The sequence below is a fragment of the Chryseobacterium gregarium DSM 19109 genome, assembly GCF_000430845.1.
Classification (GTDB): Bacteria; Bacteroidota; Bacteroidia; order Flavobacteriales; family Weeksellaceae; genus Chryseobacterium; species Chryseobacterium gregarium.
In genome coordinates this window covers 44,088-64,746 of record NZ_AUMU01000009.1, presented here as the reverse complement: position 1 = coordinate 64,746, position 20,659 = coordinate 44,088, and the positions used below count along the sequence as shown (strand labels likewise).

General features: G+C 38.8%; 19 protein-coding genes. 17 read left to right on the top strand and 2 right to left on the bottom strand.

The genetic code is table 11. The features are described 5' to 3' along the window. Positions 1-11 precede the first annotated feature (11 nt). On the top strand, positions 12-2,384 hold the full coding sequence (locus H561_RS0111265) for an outer membrane beta-barrel family protein (RefSeq protein WP_027387105.1): 2,373 nt from the start codon (positions 12-14) through the stop codon (positions 2,382-2,384). Between the two features lie 92 nt (positions 2,385-2,476). Continuing rightward, positions 2,477-4,342 (top strand): M1 family metallopeptidase, encoded by a 1,866-nt coding sequence (locus H561_RS0111260; protein ID WP_027387104.1) that lies wholly within the window; start codon positions 2,477-2,479, stop codon positions 4,340-4,342. A gap of 65 nt (positions 4,343-4,407) precedes the next feature. Here H561_RS0111260 and H561_RS0111255 read toward each other — a convergent pair whose 3' ends face one another. Both H561_RS0111255 and clpB read right to left on the bottom strand, forming a co-directional pair. After that, positions 4,408-5,403 (bottom strand): zinc metalloprotease, encoded by a 996-nt coding sequence (locus tag H561_RS0111255; RefSeq protein ID WP_027387103.1) that lies wholly within the window; start codon positions 5,401-5,403, stop codon positions 4,408-4,410. Between the two features lie 298 nt (positions 5,404-5,701). Next, positions 5,702-8,296 carry an ATP-dependent chaperone ClpB gene (gene clpB / locus H561_RS0111250; RefSeq protein ID WP_027387102.1) on the bottom strand — a complete coding sequence of 865 codons (2,595 nt, stop codon included), beginning with the start codon at positions 8,294-8,296 and terminating at the stop codon, positions 5,702-5,704. Positions 8,297-8,614: 318 nt separating this feature from the next. Between clpB and H561_RS0111245 the strand changes: the two genes are divergently transcribed. The 15 genes from H561_RS0111245 to H561_RS0111175 all read left to right on the top strand — a co-directional run bounded on the left by H561_RS0111245 (position 8,615) and on the right by H561_RS0111175 (position 20,637). Continuing rightward, a complete protein-coding gene (locus H561_RS0111245) occupies positions 8,615-9,193 on the top strand; it encodes a TetR/AcrR family transcriptional regulator (RefSeq protein WP_027387101.1) in 579 nt (192 codons plus the stop codon). Positions 9,194-9,381: 188 nt separating this feature from the next. Then, positions 9,382-10,701, top strand: coding sequence for a phenylacetate--CoA ligase family protein (locus H561_RS0111240; protein WP_027387100.1), 1,320 nt, complete (start codon positions 9,382-9,384; stop codon positions 10,699-10,701). Then, positions 10,698-11,783, top strand: a complete 1,086-nt coding sequence (locus H561_RS0111235; protein WP_027387099.1) for a 2Fe-2S iron-sulfur cluster-binding protein — start codon at positions 10,698-10,700, stop codon at positions 11,781-11,783. Before H561_RS0111240 ends, H561_RS0111235 begins: the two co-directional genes overlap by 4 nt. 67 nt (positions 11,784-11,850) lie before the next feature. Beyond that, positions 11,851-12,789 carry a 1,2-phenylacetyl-CoA epoxidase subunit PaaA gene (paaA, locus tag H561_RS0111230; protein ID WP_027387098.1) on the top strand — a complete coding sequence of 313 codons (939 nt, stop codon included), beginning with the start codon at positions 11,851-11,853 and terminating at the stop codon, positions 12,787-12,789. A 115-nt stretch (positions 12,790-12,904) separates the two neighbouring features. Then, positions 12,905-13,186, top strand: coding sequence for a 1,2-phenylacetyl-CoA epoxidase subunit PaaB (gene paaB, locus H561_RS0111225; RefSeq protein ID WP_027387097.1), 282 nt, complete (start codon positions 12,905-12,907; stop codon positions 13,184-13,186). 71 nt (positions 13,187-13,257) lie between these two features. Beyond that, positions 13,258-14,007 (top strand): 1,2-phenylacetyl-CoA epoxidase subunit PaaC, encoded by a 750-nt coding sequence (paaC, locus tag H561_RS0111220; protein WP_027387096.1) that lies wholly within the window; start codon positions 13,258-13,260, stop codon positions 14,005-14,007. A 96-nt stretch (positions 14,008-14,103) separates the two neighbouring features. Further along, on the top strand, positions 14,104-14,568 hold the full coding sequence (gene paaD, locus H561_RS0111215) for a 1,2-phenylacetyl-CoA epoxidase subunit PaaD (protein WP_027387095.1): 465 nt from the start codon (positions 14,104-14,106) through the stop codon (positions 14,566-14,568). Between the two features lie 94 nt (positions 14,569-14,662). After that, the gene (locus H561_RS0111210) at positions 14,663-15,463 is read left to right on the top strand and encodes an enoyl-CoA hydratase/isomerase family protein (protein ID WP_027387094.1); all 801 of its coding nucleotides are present in this window, start codon (positions 14,663-14,665) and stop codon (positions 15,461-15,463) included. Between the two features lie 80 nt (positions 15,464-15,543). Continuing rightward, on the top strand, positions 15,544-16,680 hold the full coding sequence (locus tag H561_RS0111205; RefSeq protein WP_027387093.1) for a 3-hydroxyacyl-CoA dehydrogenase NAD-binding domain-containing protein: 1,137 nt from the start codon (positions 15,544-15,546) through the stop codon (positions 16,678-16,680). An 89-nt stretch (positions 16,681-16,769) separates the two neighbouring features. Further along, entirely contained in the window at positions 16,770-17,084 is a 315-nt protein-coding gene (locus H561_RS0111200) for a hypothetical protein (protein WP_027387092.1), read from the top strand. Between the two features lie 3 nt (positions 17,085-17,087). Then, positions 17,088-17,501: a PaaI family thioesterase gene (locus H561_RS0111195; protein WP_027387091.1), complete on the top strand. Its 414-nt coding sequence runs from the start codon at positions 17,088-17,090 to the stop codon at positions 17,499-17,501. Between the two features lie 81 nt (positions 17,502-17,582). Continuing rightward, positions 17,583-18,791, top strand: a complete 1,209-nt coding sequence (pcaF, locus tag H561_RS0111190; protein WP_027387090.1) for a 3-oxoadipyl-CoA thiolase — start codon at positions 17,583-17,585, stop codon at positions 18,789-18,791. A 135-nt stretch (positions 18,792-18,926) separates the two neighbouring features. Then, a complete protein-coding gene (locus H561_RS0111185) occupies positions 18,927-19,520 on the top strand; it encodes an acyltransferase (RefSeq protein ID WP_027387089.1) in 594 nt (197 codons plus the stop codon). A gap of 21 nt (positions 19,521-19,541) precedes the next feature. After that, positions 19,542-20,369, top strand: coding sequence for an alpha/beta hydrolase (locus H561_RS0111180; protein WP_027387088.1), 828 nt, complete (start codon positions 19,542-19,544; stop codon positions 20,367-20,369). Between the two features lie 7 nt (positions 20,370-20,376). Next, complete coding sequence (locus tag H561_RS0111175) at positions 20,377-20,637, top strand: hypothetical protein (RefSeq protein ID WP_027387087.1); 261 nt, start codon at positions 20,377-20,379, stop codon at positions 20,635-20,637. Positions 20,638-20,659: the final 22 nt, after the last annotated feature.

Here is a 20,659-nt window from a genome sequence, read left to right as displayed (position 1 = left end):
AAAAATTAAGTATGTATAAATTCCTGATTTTAGTATTCCTTCCGGTACTGTTGTTTTCTCAAAAACATACCATACAGGGAACCGTTACCAACGCTCAGAATGAAAAGCTTCCTTTGGTTTCTGTAGAAGTTTATAATTCTCAGAATACCTTAATAAAGACTTTAACAACGGATGAAAACGGATTTTTCATATGGGAAAATATCGATGATAAGTCGGTGAAATTAATCATCAAAGATCTGGAGTACGCCCAGATTGAAAAAACGCTCAATCTGGAAATTGAGAACGGGGCTTTGCAGATTGTCCTGAAAAAAGATATACAGGACATTCAGGAAGTGGTGATGACCAAGCAGAAACCTTTGGTGAAAAGAAAAATAGACCGGATGGAATTCAATGTGGAAAACAGCAATATTTCTTCGCTCAATGCCTGGGAGATTATTAAAAAGACACCCGGCGTTACAGCGGGAAATGATGTTTTAGCCATCAAGGGAAGCCAGAGTATTTTGGTGACGATCAATGACAAAAGAGTCATGCTGACCGGGGATGAACTGAAAAATTTACTGGAAAACACTCAGGGCGATGAAGTAAAATCCGTTGAGGTGATTACCAATCCGCCTGCAAAATATGAAGCATCCGGAAGTGCGGTTCTCAATATCGTGATGAAGAAAAATAAGATTGAAGGGTACCGCGGAACCATCACTTCAAAATATATACAGAGCCAATATGCAAAAGGCGTAGCCGGGATTTCGCAATATTATAAAAAGAACAAGCTTTCGGTAATGGGGAGCTATTATTTGGGGAGCGGCACATATTACCGTGAAGGGACGGATTACGTAAATTATGTTGAAGACCAGACGCGGTGGATCAGCACCATGAACAGGAAAGACCAGAATAAAAGCCAGAATACCCTGAATTTCAATCTGGAATATGAAATCGACAGTCTTACCAATGTAAGTCTCAACTATTCAGGTTTTTTCAATCCTAAATCCTTCGGAACCTATAATGTCCCAACCCTGATCTACAATAATCAGAATGTGGTGGAATCTAATTATACAACCGTTAATGACCATCATTCACGAGTTATCAATAATTCAGTAAGCTTTCAGGCAGACCGGAAACTGAACAGTAAAAGCAAACTGACATGGACCAATTATTTTGCTGGAAACAATGCGCGGAAATATCAGGATGTACTGACGTATCTTGATTTTGCCAATCAGCTTCCCACAGAGAATAATTTTATAACCAATAATAAAAGCGATGTCCAGCTCTATTCCACACAGGCAGATTATCAGTGGAAAAGTGAGAAATGGGAACTGGAATCCGGAGGAAAATACAGTTTCGTAAAAACCAACAGCCTGCTTGATTTTTCTGACAACGAGAATGGGGAATTACAGTACAGGGCAGATAAAAGCAATATTTTTGATTATAAAGAACATAATTTCGCGCTGTATTCCTCTTTGGCATACAATCCAGGGAAGTGGAATTTTAAGGCGGGTTTGCGGGCTGAAAAAACCGATCTGGAAGGTGTGGTTTCAGAACCGTTTGAAATCAATAAGAATAATTACTGGAAATTATTTCCTACACTCTATGTCCAATATACAACAACAGGCAATCATCAGTTCGGGCTGTCTTACGGAAAGCGCATCAGCCGGCCTTCCTATTCATGGTTGAATCCTGCAAAGTCGTATTACAACCTGTTTTCTTATTTTCAGGGTGATCCGAAATTAAAAGCCACCATTGTCCATAATCTAAATTTCACATATACCTGGAAAGAGTGGAACCTTGATTTCTACTACAGGAAAGAAATCTTCCCATCGATGGAAATTTCTTATCAGGATCCGAGCACCAACAATTTGATTTATCATTACACCAATATTGAAAAAGCTCAGGCTTATGGTTTGAGCCTATATAAAAACTTTCAGATCAAACCTTGGTGGAGCCTGAGTGTATCTGAAAATCTTGAACACAACGAAAATTATTTTATCGGGATTGATAATGCTCTCTATAAAAACAAAGTCCTGAATTGGGTCTCCGATATTTCCACCAGCTTCACGCTGGATAAAAACAGTGAATGGAAACTGGAGCTGGGCCACCGGTATAATTCACCGTCCATTCAGGGAACATTTAGAATTTCTAGTTCGTCATCTGCATACTTGGTCATGAACAAAAAGTTTTTTGATAAAAAACTGGAAGCAAGCTTGATGTTTAATGATATTTTCAGGACGTCAGGGGAAAAAGTAAGTACCAAATACGCCAATCAGGACAATTATTTTATTGATTACCGCGATACACAAAGTGTTTCCCTCTCTTTGAAGTTTAATTTCGGGAACCAATCGGTAAAGAATGCCAAGTCCATTAAGAAAGCCGACGAGCAGGGAAGGATGTGAGGTTAAACTTTTTCTGATAATATTGATCGTTAACACAATAAATTGTATGCAACATTTTGCTTAATTTTGTGATTAATTATTAAAAATTATACATGAAAAAATTTCTGTTCGGAGTGGTCATGTTGGCATCATCATTACATGTTTCGGCTCAGGAACTGTATATGCCCAGAAATATTAAAAAAGCCTACGAAAAAGGAACGCGTGATCTTTCGGGTGCGCTGGGAAAAAGCTATTGGCAGAATAAAGGGATTTATAATGTTGAGGTAAAGGTTGATGCCGCTTCAAAGACCGTTTCGGGAAAAGAAACCATTGTATACAGCAATAACAGCCCGGATGATCTGAACGAACTGGCCATACGTTTCGTTAACAATTTACATAAGCCCCAGGCTCCGAGATCAGGAGTGGTTTCTAAAGATTTCTTATCCTCTGGCCTCCATATCAAATCATTCATGGTGAATGGTGAAAAATATACGGTAAATACCGAGGATTGGGGGACTGTAGAAAAAGTAAAACTCAACACGGCCTTAAAATCCAAAGCAAAAGCGGAAATTAAAATAGAATGGGAATATCCGCTGTCCGGACAAAGCGGAAGGGAAGGGCAGATTGATCCTGAAACTTTTTATGTAGCCTATTCTTTCCCGAGGATTTCTGTTTATGATGATTATAATGGCTGGGATATGCTCCCTCATTCAGATAGGCAGGAGTTTTATAATGATTTTAATGATTACAGCTTCGCAATTACAGCGCCGAAGAATTATGTGGTTTGGGCAACGGGAGATTTCCTGAACCCTGAGTCGGTGCTTCAGCCTGAATACCTGAAAAGATATAAAGCTTCGTTAAAAAGTGATAAGGTTATTCATGTGGCTTCTGAACAGGAAATGAAATCAGGAAAAGTTACCAAGCAGAACAAATGGAATACCTGGAAATTCAGAGCCGGAAATATTACCGATTTCTGTTTTGCCCTGAGCAGCCATTATGTATGGGATGCCTCAAGCGTTCAGCTTAAAACAAAAAGAGCCAGTGTTCAGGCCGGATATAAAGCCGGAGCTAAAGATTTTGAACATTATACAGAATGGATGCGCTATAACCTGGACTGGTTTTCAAGAAACTGGCCGGGTGTTGAATATCCGTATAACGTAATGACCGCAATTCAGGGGTATGCGGATATGGAATATCCGATGATGATCAATGATACCAGTATTCCAGATGATTTTCAGGATGCAAGGCTTACTGCGGATCATGAGATTGCACACACCTATTTTCCTTTTTACATGGGAATCAATGAAACACGGTATGCTTTTATGGATGAAGGCTGGGCAACAACTTTAGAATATTTAATAGGAATTGATGAAAACGGTGAAGCAAAAGCAAAGGAATTTTACAAAAACTTCAGGGTGAAAAGATGGATCAATGATCCTTCTGCTGAACAGGACCAGCCGATTATTACCATGAGCACGCAGGTAAGCGGAGCGGGATACGGCAACAACTCTTATGTGAAAGCTTCTTTATCTTATCTGGCTTTAAAAGATTATTTGGGTGATGAGCTGTTTAAAAAAGCACTGCATCACTATATGAACAACTGGAACGGCAAGCATCCGGTTCCGTGGGATTATTTTAATTCAATGAATACGGGATCGGGAAAAGATCTGAACTGGTTCTTTAACAATTGGTTTTACACGAATTACTATATTGACCTGAAAATTTCCGGGACGTCTCAGATCAATGATCTTCTTACCATCCATATTGATAATACAGGAGGTTTTGCAATTCCTTTTGATGCTGAAATCAGTTATGAGGACGGAACGGTTGAAAAACTTCATTTTTCGCCATCAGTCTGGGAAAAAGATCAGAAACAGGCCATGCTGACCATTCCTATCAGGAAAAAAGTGAAATCCGTCAATCTGGACGGTGGTCTTTTTATGGATTATACACCGGCAGACAATAAGAAAGTTCTTTAAATAAAAAACGGCTGTTTCAGAATTGAAACAGCCGCCATTTTAATTATAAAAAAATGATGAAAAGATTAATAAAGTCTTAGTCCCGATCTTGCACCGGAAGAGGCTACTACCGACTGCATTCTGGTCTTCTGTCCTGCAGAGAACATAAACATAGCCGCATCATCTACATAATCCATATAATTCATAAACATAACGGATCTCTGTACGCCACTGCAGGTGTTGTACAGTGGGTAGCTTGGATTTCCATAATTGGCTGTGGTTTGCGTAGGCGTATCTGATACCAGGTCATTTCCACAGTTGGCATCTCCCCAGATGTGTCTCAGGTTCAGGTAGTGGCCTACTTCATGGGTAGCAGTTCTTCCCTTATTAAAAGGAGATGAGGCGCCTGTTTTTCCGAAATAGGGAGCCGCAATCACTACGCCGTCATTCCATAATCCGGAAGATTCCGGGAATGTGGCATACCCTAAGGTCTGGCCCATATTTCCGATAATCCAGATATTCAGGTAATTGGATGGGTTGGTGGCATCAATCCCTCCACTGGGCGCTTTCTTCATCGCATCATTGGCACTCCAGCTGGTTTTGGTTGTTGCTTTTCTCACGGTGTTGGCCAGCCTGAACCTTACCTTTACATCTCCGGCTTTTATACCCTGGAATGCAGCAGGTATGTTAGAAGCGTCACTGTTGGTTCCGCCGTAATCCGCATTCAAAACAGCAATTTGTTCTGCAATCCGTGAATCAGAAAGGTTTTCGGAGGACGTCCTGTATAGAACATTGACTACAACCGGGATTTCTACCGTACCATCGGATAATACTCTTCCAAGCTTTAAGTCATTTTCGAATTTTTCAGTTTTGGATTCAAGCTCTGAATACTTTTGTCTGAGCTCAGAACTGTTCTTGAGGGCAATCTTCCTGATTTCTTCAGAAGCACATCCTCTCTGTAAAACGGAACCTCCCGGTAGGGCAGTCAGGTTATCAGATTCTTCATTTGGGTTTGAAAGGTTGTCGCTGTTGCAGGCAGACAAGAAGCTCAACATAAGAACTCCATACAATAACTTTTTCATAAATATATATTTTGTTGCGGTGATGAAATTAAATGATTTTGAATTAATATACAAATATTTCACACATTTGTTGAGTTATTTTATTATTTATTCAATAATACTTTTGTATTATTAATGATTATATCGTATTAAAATATGTTTTTTATTGATTGGTTTTATTCTAAAATATGATTATTTAACAGTAGCCGTATGAGGTGTAACCATCTTGATATGACAGTCCATTATAAAATAAAAATAAGTGCCGCAGAATTTTATCTGCGGCACTTATTACAAAAATAATATATATGAAAAAAACTACTTATATTTCTGCAGGTCGGAAAACCAGACCTGTTTCTTCAAAATAATCTAAAGTGATTCTGTCACCGTCATTCACGGTTCCTGCCAGAATCTCTTTGGATAATTTATTGAGAACTTCCTGCTGGATTACTCTTTTCAAAGGTCTTGCCCCGAAAACCGGATCGTAACCTTTGTTGGTTAAATAATTTAAAGCATCCTGAGTGGCGGTCATGATGATGTTCCTTTTTGACAACAGGTCATTAAAACCTCTCAACTGGTACGTTACAATTTTTCCGATTTCCTTTTTTCTCAAAGGCTGGAACAATACCGTTTCGTCAATCCTGTTCAGGAATTCCGGACGTAAGGTCTGCTTTAAAAGATCGAAAACCTCAATCTTGGTTTTGTCCACAATTTCATCCTGATTTTCTTCCGTAATATGCTCAAAATTCTCCTGAATGATGTGCGAGCCTAAATTCGAAGTCATAATGATAATCGAGTTTTTGAAATTCACGACCCTGCCTTTGTTATCTGTTAAACGGCCGTCATCCAAAACCTGCAATAAGGTATTGAAAACGTCTGGATGCGCTTTTTCAATTTCGTCCAGAAGCACAACTGAATAAGGCCTTCTTCTAACCGCTTCCGTCAATTGCCCGCCTTCATCATATCCGACATATCCCGGAGGCGCACCTACCAGTCTCGAAACCGAGTGACGTTCCTGATATTCACTCATATCAATTCTCGTCATGTTGTTTTCATCATCAAAAAGGTATTCTGCCAATGCCTTGGCAAGCTCAGTTTTACCCACTCCGGTTGTTCCTAAGAATAAGAATGAACCGATGGGCTTTTTCTCGTCGCTTAATCCCGCTCTGTTTCTTCGTATAGCATCTGCGACAGCCTGAATGGCTTCGTTTTGGCCTACTACCCTGTGATGCAGTTCATCTTCCAGATGAAGTAATTTTTCTCTTTCTGACTGAATAAGTTTCGTTACCGGAATTCCCGTCCATTTTGCAATTACTTCAGAGATGTTTTCTGCAGTTACTTCCTCTTTAATCAATTCATTCTGATGATTTTGCATCTCCAGTTCAAGTTTCTGCAAAGCATCTTCTTTTTCCTTTATTTTTCCGTACTGAATTTCTGCAACTTTAGCATAATCTCCTGCTCTTGATGCTCTTTCGGCTTCCAGTTTCAGGGATTCTATATCTTTTTTGATAGATGTTAAATCCTCAGATTTTTGTTTTTCTTTAAGCCATTTCGCATTAATCTCATTTCTCTGTTCAGAAATTTTGGAAATATCTTCTTTTAAATGCTCGATTTTTGTCTTGTTTCCTTCCCTTGAAATAGCCGCCAGCTCAATTTCCATCTGCATCAGTTTTCTGTCGAGAACATCCAGTTCTTCAGGTTTTGAATTGATTTCCATTCTCAGTTTAGCTGAAGCTTCATCAATCAAATCAATCGCTTTGTCTGGTAAAAACCGGTCTGAAATATACCGTTGGGACATTTCAACTGCCGCAATAATCGCTTCGTCCTTGATTCTTACTTTGTGGTGCGCTTCATATTTATCTTTAATTCCACGAAGGATGGAAATGGCAGATTCGGTATCCGGTTCTTCCACCATCACTTTCTGGAAACGTCTTTCTAATGCTTTATCTTTTTCGAAATATTTCTGATATTCATTTAAAGTGGTTGCACCGATTGCTCTTAATTCCCCTCTTGCCAAAGCCGGTTTCAGGATATTTGCCGCGTCCATCGCGCCTTCACCACCTCCGGCTCCTACCAGAGTATGGATCTCGTCGATGAAAAGAATGATCTGCCCGTTAGATTTTGTAACCTCATTGATCACAGATTTCAAACGCTCTTCAAATTCACCTTTATATTTTGCGCCGGCGATTAACGCTCCCATATCCAATGAATACAATGTTTTATCCATTAAATTTTCAGGAATATCTCCGGAAATAATTCTATGTGCAATCCCTTCGGCGATGGCCGTCTTACCGACACCGGGTTCACCAATCAGAATCGGGTTGTTTTTGGTTCTTCTTGAAAGGATCTGCAGCACCCTCCTGATTTCTTCATCACGGCCGATTACAGGATCCAGTTTTCCTTCGGCAGCCAATTCATTAAAGTTTTTAGCATATTTATTTAAGGACTGATACGTTTCTTCCGAACTTGCAGAAGTCGCTTTGCTTCCTTTTCTTAATTCTTTAATTCCGCCTTCCAGAAGACTTTTGGTTACGCCCATATCTTTCAGCATCTTCGAAACTTCTGAACCGCTTTCCAATAATGAAAGCCATAAATGTTCGATGGTGACAAATTCATCACCCATTTTTTTAGCGATATTGGGTGCGTCAAGCAAGACTTTATTTGCCGACTGTGAAAGATAAATATTTCCTCCCTGTACTTTTGGGAGCTTTTCTAAATTCTCACGGTTGCGCTCTCTGACCAAGGCAGCATCTGCTTCAGATTTTTTTAATAAGAAAGGCGATATATTTTCATCCACCTGAAAAATTCCTTCAAGCAAATGTTGCGGTTCAATACTTTGATTGCCAAATTCCATGGCCACCTGCTGTGCGGCCTGAATGGCTTCCTGCGATTTTACGGTATATTGATTTAAGTTCATATTTATATTTTTTGGAGTTTTTACTTTTTTAAAAAACATTAAGAAACTCAATCTTCCAACTCAATTTCTTAATGTCCATCAATCATTTAATTCTGAAACCATTACCGCAAAAAGTGTTCTATTGTTGAATTTGTAAATATTCAGGACAAAATTTCCGAATTATGTATTTCGGATTTATAATTAAAAGACAAAATTTCTTATTTGTGATGATTTGAATGAAATTGATATAAAAATCGTCAGTTAAATATATCGTTTAAAAAAGTTTATTGTTCAAAAAAACTACAGATTGGATCAAAATAGTTATTTTTGCGGTCATCGATGGAACTTAAAGAAAAACAAAGGAAAATATTAGATGTTGCAGTAGAACTTTTCAAGGAGAAAGGATACATGGGAAGTTCCGTGAGGGATTTGGCGACAAAGCTCAATATTAAAGCGGCTTCCTTATATGCACACATCCGCTCAAAGGAAGAAATTCTGGAATGGATCTGCTTCGGGATTGCCAATGATTTCTTTACCGGGCTCCAAACCGTAAAAAGCACGGACATCAATCCAAAAGATAAGTTGAATTTATTCATCGATCAACATTTATCAATAGTGCTCAGAAACCGTGATGTTACACATATTTATTCTAATGAGTGGAAGCATCTGGAAGAAAGGCTTCCCGAATTTATAGAATTAAGAAAAAAATACCAGCAGGAAGTTGAAGAATTGATTTCTGAGATTTATCAGGCTGAAAACTGGGAACTCAAATCGCCCACTTTTACCACAAGGTTTATTCTTCACACATTAAACAACTCTTATTTCTGGTTTAAAAGAAACATTGAATCAACCACTGAAATCACGGATGAAATAAGGGATAAAATCCTTTACGGCCTTTTAGGAAATCACAAACCATAAACTGTATCCTTGCCATTCTGAAGTGGAAGAATACATGTTATTCTTAGAGATCGTTAATTTATTCATTCTCTTCAGAACGAAAGGCTCAATGCTAAGATTTATGCAGATATGACGAAAATCATAAAAATTTTGTCAGGTCACAAAATCTTTTTACATTTACACCTAACAAATGTTAGTTAGTGATGAATGTGGATTTTTTAGTTGAATACTTACAGCTCGACCAATTGAGACAGCTCCAGTCGGAAAGATTGGTGGATTTGGTGGGTTATCTTGAAGAGAAGTCGGATTTTTATAAAGGAAAATTTGAGGAATCAGGAAGGTCAACTGGGGAAATAAAAAGCATCGAAGATATTTCAAAACTGCCGATTACCTACAAACAGGATTTAAGGGATAATTATCCGTTCGGGTTATTTACCGTTCCGAAGAATGAATTGCAAAGAATTCACTGTTCAAGCGGAACAACGGGAAAACCGACGGTCGTGGGATATACGAAAGAAGACGTTGATTTATTCAGTGAAGTGGTCGCAAGATCATTGAATGCGGCCGGAGCAAAGCCGGGAATGCAATTGCATAATGCTTACGGTTACGGAATTTTCACAGGCGGTCTTGGACTTCATTACGGTGCTGAAAAATTAGGAATGAGCGTTCTGCCTATTTCAGGTGGAATGACTTCAAGACAGGTTGATTTAATCATCGATTTTAAGCCCGAAGTGCTGTGCTGTTCGCCATCTTATGCTTTAACCATTGCTGATGAATTTGCTAAAAGAGGGATTTCTGCAGACGAAATCAGTTTAAAATATGCCGTTTTAGGTTCAGAACCATGGACGGAAATCATCAGACATCATATAGAAGAAAGATTGGGCGTTCATGCAACCAATATCTACGGGTTGAGCGAAATTATCGGTCCCGGAGTTTCGATGGAGGATTTTGAAGAAAAAGGAGGCTCTTACATTTGGGAAGACCATTTTTATCCTGAAATTTTAGACCCGATTACCAAACAACCAGTTCCTTTCGGGGAAGAAGGCGTTTTGGTAATTACGACTTTAACAAAAAAAGCAATGCCGCTTTTACGGTATTGGACAAACGATATAACAAGCCTTTATTATGAGGAAAATGCCAAAAGAACCATGGTTAAAATGAAACCGATTTTGGGAAGAGCTGATGATATGCTGATCGTGAGAGGGGTAAATGTTTATCCAAGCCAGGTTGAAGAAGCATTTTCTCATGTAGAAGGTGTTGTTCCGAATTATTATTTAACACCGATTGAGAAAGAGCAAATGTGCGTAGCTTTGGATATCGATCTGGAAATCGGTGATGACTTTGTGAAAGCACAACAAATCCAAATTGATACTGACGATTATGCTGTTTTTGTCGGAAACTTTGGGAGAAGTATAGAAAGCGAAATAAAAAAGCGGGTAGGAATCACCACGAAAGTGAACATTCATGCCCAGGACAGTTTGCCTAAGTGTGAAGGTGGAAAAATTAATAGAATACTAAAAGCAAAATGAATTCATTTTATAAATTAAAAACGGTAAGGGTTCAGAAAGATACCAACAATGCGGTAAATGTAGCCGTTGAAATTCCTGAGGAACTGAAAGATAAATTCAGGTTCAAGCAGGGGCAGTACCTTAACTTCCGGATGATGATCGACGGAACCGAAGAGCGGCGTTCTTATTCTATCTGCAATGCGCCGAGTGAAAAAAGCAATACGCTGGAAGTATTGGTGAAATTGTTGGAGAACGGAAAGGTTTCCGGCTATTTCAATGAACATCTTCACATGGATGAAGTTCTTGAAGTGATGCCTCCCATGGGCGGCTTTAATACGTCTTATCACCCGACCAATGTGAAAACGTATGTCGGTTTGGCGGCAGGAAGCGGAATTTCCCCGGTGTTGTCAAATATCAAAGAAAGCCTTTACCAGGAGCCTAATTCAAATGCGTATCTGTTCTACAGCAACAGAAGCATGAACCATGTGATGAAAAAGGCTGAAATCGATAAGTTGGTTGAACAGTTTAACGGGAGACTGAAAGTCGTCTATTTGGTGAGCCGCGAGCAGCATGAGGATCCAATTTTTCAGGGAAGAATTTCTCCTGAAAAATTAGATATATTATTTGAAAGATATGCGGATATCGATGTACGGGAATCTACATTTTTCATTTGCGGGCCTTCGGAGATGATTAAAGGGATCGCAGATTATTTAAAGAAAGAGAAAAAAGTACCTGCCATTCAGGTTTTATTCGAATATTTCTCGGCTCCGGATGAAGAAGATTCTGCAGAAATGAGCGATGAATTCAAGGCCATTGCCAATATTGAAAGTATGGTAACGGTGATTATCGATGATGATGAATATTCATTCCACCTGAATTCAAAAAAAGAGAGTATCTTAGATAAAGCATTAAAAGACAATCTTCCCGTGCCTTTTGCCTGCAAGGGAGGAGTATGTTGTACGTGTAAAGCGGAAGTTCTCGAAGGGGAAGTGTTCATGGAGAAAAACTACGCGCTTACCGAAGAAGAAGTAGCCAGAGGCTTCGTTCTGACTTGCCAGTGCCACCCGACAACGAATGTGGTGATGCTTAATTATGACGTTTAATTGTATTAATGACTTAATGTAAGATGTATTTATGAATACATTTTTACATTTTACAAAAACAAAAGAAATGGACTTAGAAAAATTCGTACAATACGTACACGACGAAAATAAAGTGGAACCGAAAGATGTAATGCCCGATGATTACAGAAAATTATTGGTTCGTCAGATTTCACAGCATGCGCATTCTGAGATTGTCGGGATGCTGCCGGAAGCCAACTGGATTTCCAGAGCGCCTTCATTAAGAAGAAAAATGGCGCTTCTGGCTAAAGTTCAGGATGAAGCAGGTCACGGTTTATATCTGTACTCCGCTACTGAAACGTTAGGAAACGGAACCATCAGGGCAGATCGGGATGCAACCTATGAAGATATGCTGGAGGGAAAAGCGAAATACTCAAGTATATTCAATTATCCGACATTGAGCTGGGCGGATATCGGTGCCATCGGCTGGCTGGTTGACGGTGCAGCGATCATGAACCAGGTGATGCTGATGGGGAATTCTTACGGTCCTTATTCAAGAGCAATGGTGAAAATCTGTAAAGAAGAATCTTTCCACCAAAGACAGGGATACGAGATTTTGATGGCTCTTTGCCGTGGAACCAAGCAGCAGAAAGAAATGGCTCAGGCTTCATTGAATCGTTTCTGGTGGCCGGCTTTAATGATGTTCGGCCCGAATGATGACAGTTCACCCAACTCTAAAATTTCTATGAATTACCGAGTTAAAAGGGAAAGTAACGACAGTCTTCGTCAGAGATTTATCGACGTGACCGTTTCTCAGGCTGAATTTTTAGGCTTAACCGTTCCGGATAAAGATTTAAAATGGAATGAGGAAAGGCAACATTATGATTTCGGGGAACTTCCGTGGGATGAATTCATGGAAATCTTAAAAGGAAACGGTCCCTGCAACAAAAAAAGATTACAGACCAAAGTAAAAGCACAGCAGGAAAACCTTTGGGTAAAAGAAGCAGCAATTGCTTTTGCAGAAAAACAGGAAAAAATTTCAATGTAAAAATATACCAATGTAAAAATATACCAATGTAAAAATGTAGCAATTATATGCATTGTCATGCTGAGCTTGTCGAAGCATCTCAAATTGGTAAATCATTGTTAAATTAATTTTAATTATGGCAAATTTAGATATGTGGGAAGTGTTTATTCAGACTAAACCGGGATTGTCCCACAAACATGTTGGAATTGTACAGGCCCCAACAGCAGAAATGGCTTTGCAGAATGCCAGAGACGTTTATACCAGAAGAAAAGAGGGAACCTCAGTTTGGGTAGTTCCAAGTAAATATATGGTGACTTCAGAAGGAATTGATAAAGAAGCATTCTTCGATCCGGCTGATGACAAATTGTACCGTCATCCGACGTTTTACGATATTCCTAACGATGTAAAAAATATGTAATCTTTTGTAAAATGTCGGCTGTAAAATGTACATTGTACATCCGACATTTTACATTTTACAAAAATTAAACAATGAACCCATTATATAATTATCTATTAAAATTAGCAGATGACAGTTTCATCATGGGACAGCGTCTGTCAGCGTGGTGCGGTGAAGGTCCTTACTTGGAGGAAGATATTGCATTGACGAACATTGCTTTGGATGAACTTGGTCAGGCCAATAACTTTTATGTGTACGCTTCAAGAGTTGTTGATAACGGTAAAACTGAAGATGATCTCGCCTTCCTGAGATATGAACATGAGTACTTAAATGCACACTGGACAGAGCTTCCCAATGAAGATTATGCGCAGACGATTCTGAAAGTATATGTTTTTTCTGTCTATCAGAAACTGATGTACGAAGCACTGTCTGGTTCTGCCGATGAAGAACTTTCCGCCATCGCCCAGAAATCATTGAAAGAAGTAAGGTATCATTACACACACGCTGCTTCCTGGATGAAGATTTTCGGGCAGGGAACGGAAGAAAGTAAAAGGCGTCTGGAAAGATCCATCGAAAATATCTGGGAATATACCAAAGGGTTATTTGCGGAAGTGGAAGGAGAAAATGATCTGATTGCTTTAAATATTGCTCCGAATGTTGATGTTCTGTATCAAAACTTTCTTTCGGTTACTCAAAAAGATTTTCAGGATTTTGGCTTGGAATATCCGGCAAATCCTTTCATGCAGCCAAAATCAAGAACTGGATACCATACTGAATATTTCGGATTTATGCTTTGCGAGCTGCAATATATGCAGAGAGCGTATCCGGGATGTACATGGTAAAAAATCAATGAGTTAATTTGAAAATGAGTTAATTTGAAAACGGCGGACAGCTTTTAATTCTCAAATTCTCAAATTTTTTAATTCTCAAATTAATAAATGAAAAATCCTTTAGAAATATTACAATTAGTTCCCGATCCGGAAATTCCGGTAATCAATATAGTGGAATTGGGTATTGTAAGAGAAGCGAAAGTTACAAGCGAGAATTCTTGTGAAGTAACCATTACGCCGACGTATTCTGCCTGTCCCGCTATGTTTACGATTGAGGAAGACATCATCAAATTGATGAAAGAAAACGGGTGGGATGCCAAAGTAGTCACCAAAATGTTTCCGATCTGGACCACCGATTGGCTGACGGATGAAGCGAGAGAAAAACTCCGCGTCTACGGAATTTCACCTCCTGAAAAAGGAGCCGACGAACATCACATCGGGAAACCGAAAAAATGTCCCCGTTGCGGTTCTATGAATTCAAAACAGATCAGCAGATTCGGGTCTACTTTGTGTAAGGCTTCTTACCAATGCTTAGACTGTCTGGAGCCGTTTGATTATTTTAAATGCCATTAAACAATTTGAAAATGTGCTAATTTGAAAATGAGTAAATTAGTAGTGAAATAAGAATTTTCAAATTGACTAATTTTCAAATTAAAAAATTAATACTATGTACACACAACTTGATATTGAATCTCATTTTGACGGAAAATTAAAAATCGCTTACCTCAGCCAACCTGATACAATGAATGCTTTAACCAAGCCTTCGTTAGCAGACTTGAAGGACTTTGTAAAAGAATGCAGTGATGACCCGACCGTAAGATGTGTGGCGATTTCAGGAAGGGGAAGAGCATTCTGTTCCGGTCAGAATCTGGATGATGCTTTTGTTCAAGGCAATGAGCATCATGATGACGATATTATCAGAAAAATCGTAACCGACTATTACAATCCTCTGGTAATGGAAATTACCCATTGTAAAAAACCGGTTGTGGCTTTGGTCAACGGTCCTGCCGTAGGAGCGGGTGCAATGTTGGCTTTGATTTGCGATTTCGTTTTGGCGAGTAACAAAGCGTATTTTGCTCAGGCATTTTCAAATATCGGGTTGATTCCTGATACCGGCGGAACGTATTTCCTGCCTAAGTTATTGGGGAGGCAATTGGCTAATTACTTAGCATTCACAGGGAAAAAATTATCGGCTGAAGAATCAAAATCGTATGGTTTGGTAGCTGAGGTTTTTGCTGAAGAAGAGTTCAATTCCAAATCAATGGAAATTTTAGAAAAAGTATCCAATATGCCGACCGTTGGTTTAAAACTGACCAAAAAAGCTTTCGCCAATTCTTATCACAATACGTTGAAAGAACAGCTGGAGCTGGAAGGCGACTTACAGCAGAAAGCTGCCGAAACAGAAGATTTCAAAGAAGGGGTGCAAGCCTTTTTACAAAAAAGAAAACCTGAATATAAAGGGAAATAAAAAAATTGTATCATGTAGAAAGTAAAATGTACAACGTACTTTAAAATACTTTTTACATAATATATTTTACATAATACAACATGAGAAATGTAGGAATTATCGGTGCCGGAACGATGGGAATCGGCATCGCGCAGGTAGCCGCAACGAACGGATGCAAGGTCTGGGTCTATGACGCCAACCCAAAACAGGTAGAAACGGCAACGGTAGGTTTGGAAAAGACATTGATCAAATTGGTCGACAAGCAGAAAATTTCGTCAGAAAAAATGACTGAAATTTTAGCCAATATTTCCATCGCTGCAGAATTGAAAGACTTCAGAGATTGCGAGTTAGTCATCGAAGCCATCATCGAAAAGAAAGAAATTAAAACCAGGGTTTTCACAGAATTAGAAAAATACGTTTCGGAAAGCTGTGTGATCAGTTCCAATACGTCATCCATTTCCATCACCTCCCTCGGTGCGGAATTGCAGAGACCGGAACGCTTCATCGGGATTCACTTTTTCAATCCGGCTCCTTTGATGCCTTTGGTTGAAATCATTCCGTCTTTAATTACCGAAAAATCTTTAGCCGAAAAAATGTACAGCCTCATGAGAGATTGGGGAAAAATACCTGTGATCGCTAAAGATATTCCGGGATTTATCGTGAACAGAATTGCCCGCCCTTACTACGGTGAAGGATTGAGGATAGTTGAAGAAAACATCGCTACTCCTGAACAGATAGATGATGCCATGAAAACATTAGGCAACTTCAAAATGGGGCCATTTGAATTAATGGATCTCATCGGTGTGGATGTGAATTTCTCAGTAACCACGACCGTTTACAAAGATTATTTTTACGATCCGAAATATAAGCCGTCTTTATTGCAGCAAAGAATGTCTGAAGCCAGGCTTCACGGCAGAAAAACCGGAAAAGGGTTTTATGATTATTCAGAAAATGCTCAAAATCCGGTTGCAGAAAAAGACGAAGCTTTATATCAGCAGATCTATTTAAGAATTATTTCCATGCTGATCAATGAAGCCGTTGAAGCCAAAAGATTGGGCATTGCCAGCGATGAAGATCTGGAACTGGCCATGCAGAAAGGCGTAAATTACCCGAAAGGTTTATTGGCCTGGGGAAAGGAAATCGGCTATTCAAAAATCTCCGAAACCCTGCAGAATCTTTATGAGGAATATCAGGAAGAACGATACAGGCAAAGCCCTTTGCTTAGTAAATTAAGTTAGAGAATTTGAAAATGTGTTAATTTGAAAATGAATTACCATAATTTTTAATTTTCAAATTCTCGAATTGATTTAATTTTCAAATTGATAGTATGGATATAGACGGATTTCGAGCCGAATTGGAAACAAGGCTTCTTATTGAAAAAGAATACATCATTCAGGAACTTTCTTTGATGGAAGATGATCAGGAAAAGCTTGAATTGCTGGGGAAATTTAACGAAAAATATAAAGAACTGATCAACAGGTTGGCCAACGAAAATGGCATTGATCTAAATACTTCTTATTCAAATGAAAATTCATCACATTCAGAAAACCTTTCGTATGAACAGGTAATTCTCGGCAAAACCATGAACATTTATGATAAACTGGCCGATGAATTATATGAAGAAATAACCAATGTAAATTAAAGAATGAATCCAAGACAAGTTGCAGAATATATGTTCGATCAGGACTATTTTTCCCAATGGATGAATATCAGGATGATCGAGGTCAAAGAAAATTATTGTTTACTGGAAATGCCCATCAAAAAAGAGATGATCAACGGGCTGAAAACCGTTCATGGCGGCGTTACATTTGCTTTTGCAGATTCTGCGCTGGCATTCTCATCCAACAATACCGGAGATGCAGCTGTTGCCCTGAACTGTATCATCAATTTTACCAAAGCCGGAAAAGAAGGCGATATGTTCAGAGCTGAAAGTATCTTGGTAAGCAACACCAGAAAAACGGCTGTTTATGACATTAAAATCACCAATCAAAATAACGACCTGATTGCAAAATTTGTCGGAACAGTCTATAAAATCGGAAAGAAAATTACAGAATTATAAAAGGTAAAAGACATCAGATATCCGATAACAGATTCATGTTTGTCTGAAATCTGAAATCTAGTATCTAAAATCTAATAAAAAATGAACAACGTATACATCATAGATTACATCAGAACTCCCATTTCAAAACTAAGCGGAGGATTATCAGACGTGAGAGCCGATGATCTGGCGGCCATTGTCCTTAAAGAAATTGTGGCAAGAAACCCTGAAGTTCCTGTTGAGGAAATTGAGGATATTATTTTCGGATGTGCTAACCAGGCAGGTGAAGATAATCGAAACGTTGCAAGAATGGGACTGTTACTGGCCGGACTTCCATATAAAATCGGAGGTGAAACCGTAAACAGATTGTGTGCTTCGGGAATGTCGGCGGTGGCCAATGCTTTCCGTTCAATCGCTTCAGGAGAAGGTGAGATTTACATTGCGGGTGGAGTAGAGCACATGACGCGTTCACCGTACGTGATGTCGAAACCAAGTACCGCTTTCGGCAGAGACAGCCAGATGTTTGATACCACTTTCGGATGGAGGTTTGTGAATCCCAAAATGAAGGTAATGTACGGCGTTGACGCGATGGGAGACACTGCTGAGAACTTGGCGGAAATGCACAATATCAGCCGTGAAGACCAGGATAAATTTGCCCTTTGGTCTCAGCAGAAAGCTACAAAAGCCCAGGAAAGCGGAAGGCTGGCGGAAGAAATTATACAAGTTGAAATTCCACAGAAAAAAGGCGAACCGAAAGTTTTCGATAAAGACGAATTCATCAAACCGAGTTCTTCCATGGAAGGATTGGGAAAACTCCGTCCTGCGTTCAGAAAAGAAGGAGGAACGGTAACGGCCGGCAATGCGTCAGGAATGAATGACGGAGCAGCAGCTTTAATTTTAGCAAGTGAGGAAGCCGTTGAAAAATACAGATTGAAACCGAAAGCTAAGATTTTAGGATCTTCGGTTGCCGGTGTTGAACCGAGAATCATGGGAATCGGACCTGTTGAAGCGACTCAAAAACTGTTGAAAAGATTAAATCTTGAACTGGATGATATGGATATTATCGAATTGAACGAAGCTTTTGCGGCTCAATCTTTAGCGGTAACCAGAAGTTTAGGTTTACAGGATGACGATTCAAGAATCAATCCAAACGGAGGAGCCATCGCCATCGGTCACCCACTGGGAGTTTCCGGGGCTCGAATCATTGGTTCGGCTGCTATCGAGCTTCAAAAACAAAATAAAAAATATGCATTGTGTACGCTTTGTATCGGTGTCGGACAGGGCTATGCAATGGTCATTGAAAAAGTATAACTTTTTCAATAATGTAACAATATAAAAATGTATCAATGTAACAATTCCAGTATTATGCCGGAGTTGTCGAAGCATTTTAATTGGTAAACTATTAAATTGATACATTGTTAAATTTAATTTTTTAATTAAAAAATTATGAACATTTACTCATATCACGGCATTCGCCCCATCATCAAACCTTCCGCTTATGTTCATCCACAGGCGGTGATTATCGGAAATGTAGAAATCGGCGAAGAGGTTTATATTGGTCCCAATGCGGTGATCCGCGGCGACTGGGGTAAGATTATCATCAAAGACGGAGCGAATGTACAGGAAAACTGTACGCTTCACGTCTTTCCGGGTATTGAAACCATTTTAGAAGAATCGGCACACATCGGTCACGGTGCGATTATTCATTCCGGACATATCGGAAGAAACTGTCTGGTCGGGATGAATGCCGTGGTCATGGACAAAGCCGTTATCGGCGATGAATGTATCATCGGTGCTTTGGCATTTGTTCCTGCCAATTTCAGATGTGATGCAAGAAAACTGATTGTAGGAAGTCCTGCAAAAATCATCCGTGATGTTTCTGATGAAATGATCAAATGGAAAACAGAAGGCACAAAACTCTATCAGGAACTGGCAAGAGAAGGAAAAGAAGCGATTCTGCCCTGCGAACCGTTTACAGAATATGTCCAGCAAATTCCTACGAAAGTTGTTGATTATAGTATATGGGATGATGTTAAATAATCCAACCTTACAAAATTTAGTATGATTAAAAAAATTCTTGTTTTCTGTAGTATTTTGTTTGTATTTCAATCTATAGTTTTCGCTCAAGAAGGAAGTTTAAAGCCACTGAATATCGGAGAAATCAGAACATTCAAGTCTAAGATCTTAAATGAAGATAGAACATTAAACATTTATCTTCCACAAGGCTTTGATAAAAAAAAATCTTATCCGATTATCTATCTTCTGGACGGGAGCATAAATGAAGATTTTATTCATGTGACAGGATTGGTACAGTTCTTTAATCAAATGTATTCCATGCCGGAAACCATTGTAGTGGGAATTGCGAATATCGACAGAAAAAGAGACTTCACATTTCATACGGATTTAAAAGATCTGCAGAAAGATTATCCAACAACCGGACATTCAGATAAGTTTATTGGATTTCTTGAAAAAGAATTAAAACCTTACATCGAAAGTCAGTTTAAAACAACTGATGCTTATCTATTCGGTCAATCGCTTGGTGGGCTTTTGGCAACGGAAATTTTGTTGAAAAAACCTGAACTTTTTAATAACTATTTTATTATCAGTCCGAGTTTATGGTGGGATGATGAAAGCCTTTTGAAACAGTCTGCCCAGCTGCTTTCCAAATCAGCAGACAAAAAGAAATTTATTTACATTTCTGTCGGAAAAGGGGAACATCCGGTGATGGTAAAAGATGCAGAAGATTTGTATAATATTCTTAAAAAATCAGATAAAAAAAACTGGACGGTAGAATATAAAATGATGGAAATGGATAATCATGCCACCATTCTTCACAGAAGCCTGTATGAAGGTCTGGTGAAATTGTTTCCTTATCAGGAACCGAAATAAAACAGTCATGATTAAACTGGAAAAGTTTCTTAAAAAATATGGGTTTATTATATTGGTTTTGGGTTTCAAATTCAATGTTTTAGGATTTTTCTTCTATGTTGAATCTTTGGAGACAGCCTATTTATTAGAATTTACAAGCCGGGATAAAATTGAAAAACTTGAATCAAAGCAACAAATTTATAATACCATCGTTGATACGGTTTTGATTCTGGATGCCGCAATTCTCCTGTTTTTAATCTACTATGGAATCAGAAAAGCTTTAAAATAATTATTGAATACATTTAATTGAA

What these genes read in the sequence shown, in the direction of transcription:
- H561_RS0111265 (WP_027387105.1), top strand. Translation starts at nt 12, where the DNA reads ATGTATAAATTCCTGATTTTAGTATTCCTTCCGGTACTGTTGTTTTCT.
- H561_RS0111260 (WP_027387104.1), top strand. Translation starts at nt 2,477, where the DNA reads ATGAAAAAATTTCTGTTCGGAGTGGTCATGTTGGCATCATCATTACAT.
- H561_RS0111255 (WP_027387103.1), bottom strand. Translation starts at nt 5,403, where the DNA reads ATGAAAAAGTTATTGTATGGAGTTCTTATGTTGAGCTTCTTGTCTGCC.
- clpB (WP_027387102.1), bottom strand. Translation starts at nt 8,296, where the DNA reads ATGAACTTAAATCAATATACCGTAAAATCGCAGGAAGCCATTCAGGCC.
- H561_RS0111245 (WP_027387101.1), top strand. Translation starts at nt 8,615, where the DNA reads ATGGAACTTAAAGAAAAACAAAGGAAAATATTAGATGTTGCAGTAGAA.
- H561_RS0111235 (WP_027387099.1), top strand. Translation starts at nt 10,698, where the DNA reads ATGAATTCATTTTATAAATTAAAAACGGTAAGGGTTCAGAAAGATACC.
- paaA (WP_027387098.1), top strand. Translation starts at nt 11,851, where the DNA reads ATGGACTTAGAAAAATTCGTACAATACGTACACGACGAAAATAAAGTG.
- paaB (WP_027387097.1), top strand. Translation starts at nt 12,905, where the DNA reads ATGGCAAATTTAGATATGTGGGAAGTGTTTATTCAGACTAAACCGGGA.
- paaC (WP_027387096.1), top strand. Translation starts at nt 13,258, where the DNA reads ATGAACCCATTATATAATTATCTATTAAAATTAGCAGATGACAGTTTC.
- paaD (WP_027387095.1), top strand. Translation starts at nt 14,104, where the DNA reads ATGAAAAATCCTTTAGAAATATTACAATTAGTTCCCGATCCGGAAATT.
- H561_RS0111210 (WP_027387094.1), top strand. Translation starts at nt 14,663, where the DNA reads ATGTACACACAACTTGATATTGAATCTCATTTTGACGGAAAATTAAAA.
- H561_RS0111205 (WP_027387093.1), top strand. Translation starts at nt 15,544, where the DNA reads ATGAGAAATGTAGGAATTATCGGTGCCGGAACGATGGGAATCGGCATC.
- H561_RS0111200 (WP_027387092.1), top strand. Translation starts at nt 16,770, where the DNA reads ATGGATATAGACGGATTTCGAGCCGAATTGGAAACAAGGCTTCTTATT.
- H561_RS0111195 (WP_027387091.1), top strand. Translation starts at nt 17,088, where the DNA reads ATGAATCCAAGACAAGTTGCAGAATATATGTTCGATCAGGACTATTTT.
- pcaF (WP_027387090.1), top strand. Translation starts at nt 17,583, where the DNA reads ATGAACAACGTATACATCATAGATTACATCAGAACTCCCATTTCAAAA.
- H561_RS0111185 (WP_027387089.1), top strand. Translation starts at nt 18,927, where the DNA reads ATGAACATTTACTCATATCACGGCATTCGCCCCATCATCAAACCTTCC.
- H561_RS0111180 (WP_027387088.1), top strand. Translation starts at nt 19,542, where the DNA reads ATGATTAAAAAAATTCTTGTTTTCTGTAGTATTTTGTTTGTATTTCAA.
- H561_RS0111175 (WP_027387087.1), top strand. Translation starts at nt 20,377, where the DNA reads ATGATTAAACTGGAAAAGTTTCTTAAAAAATATGGGTTTATTATATTG.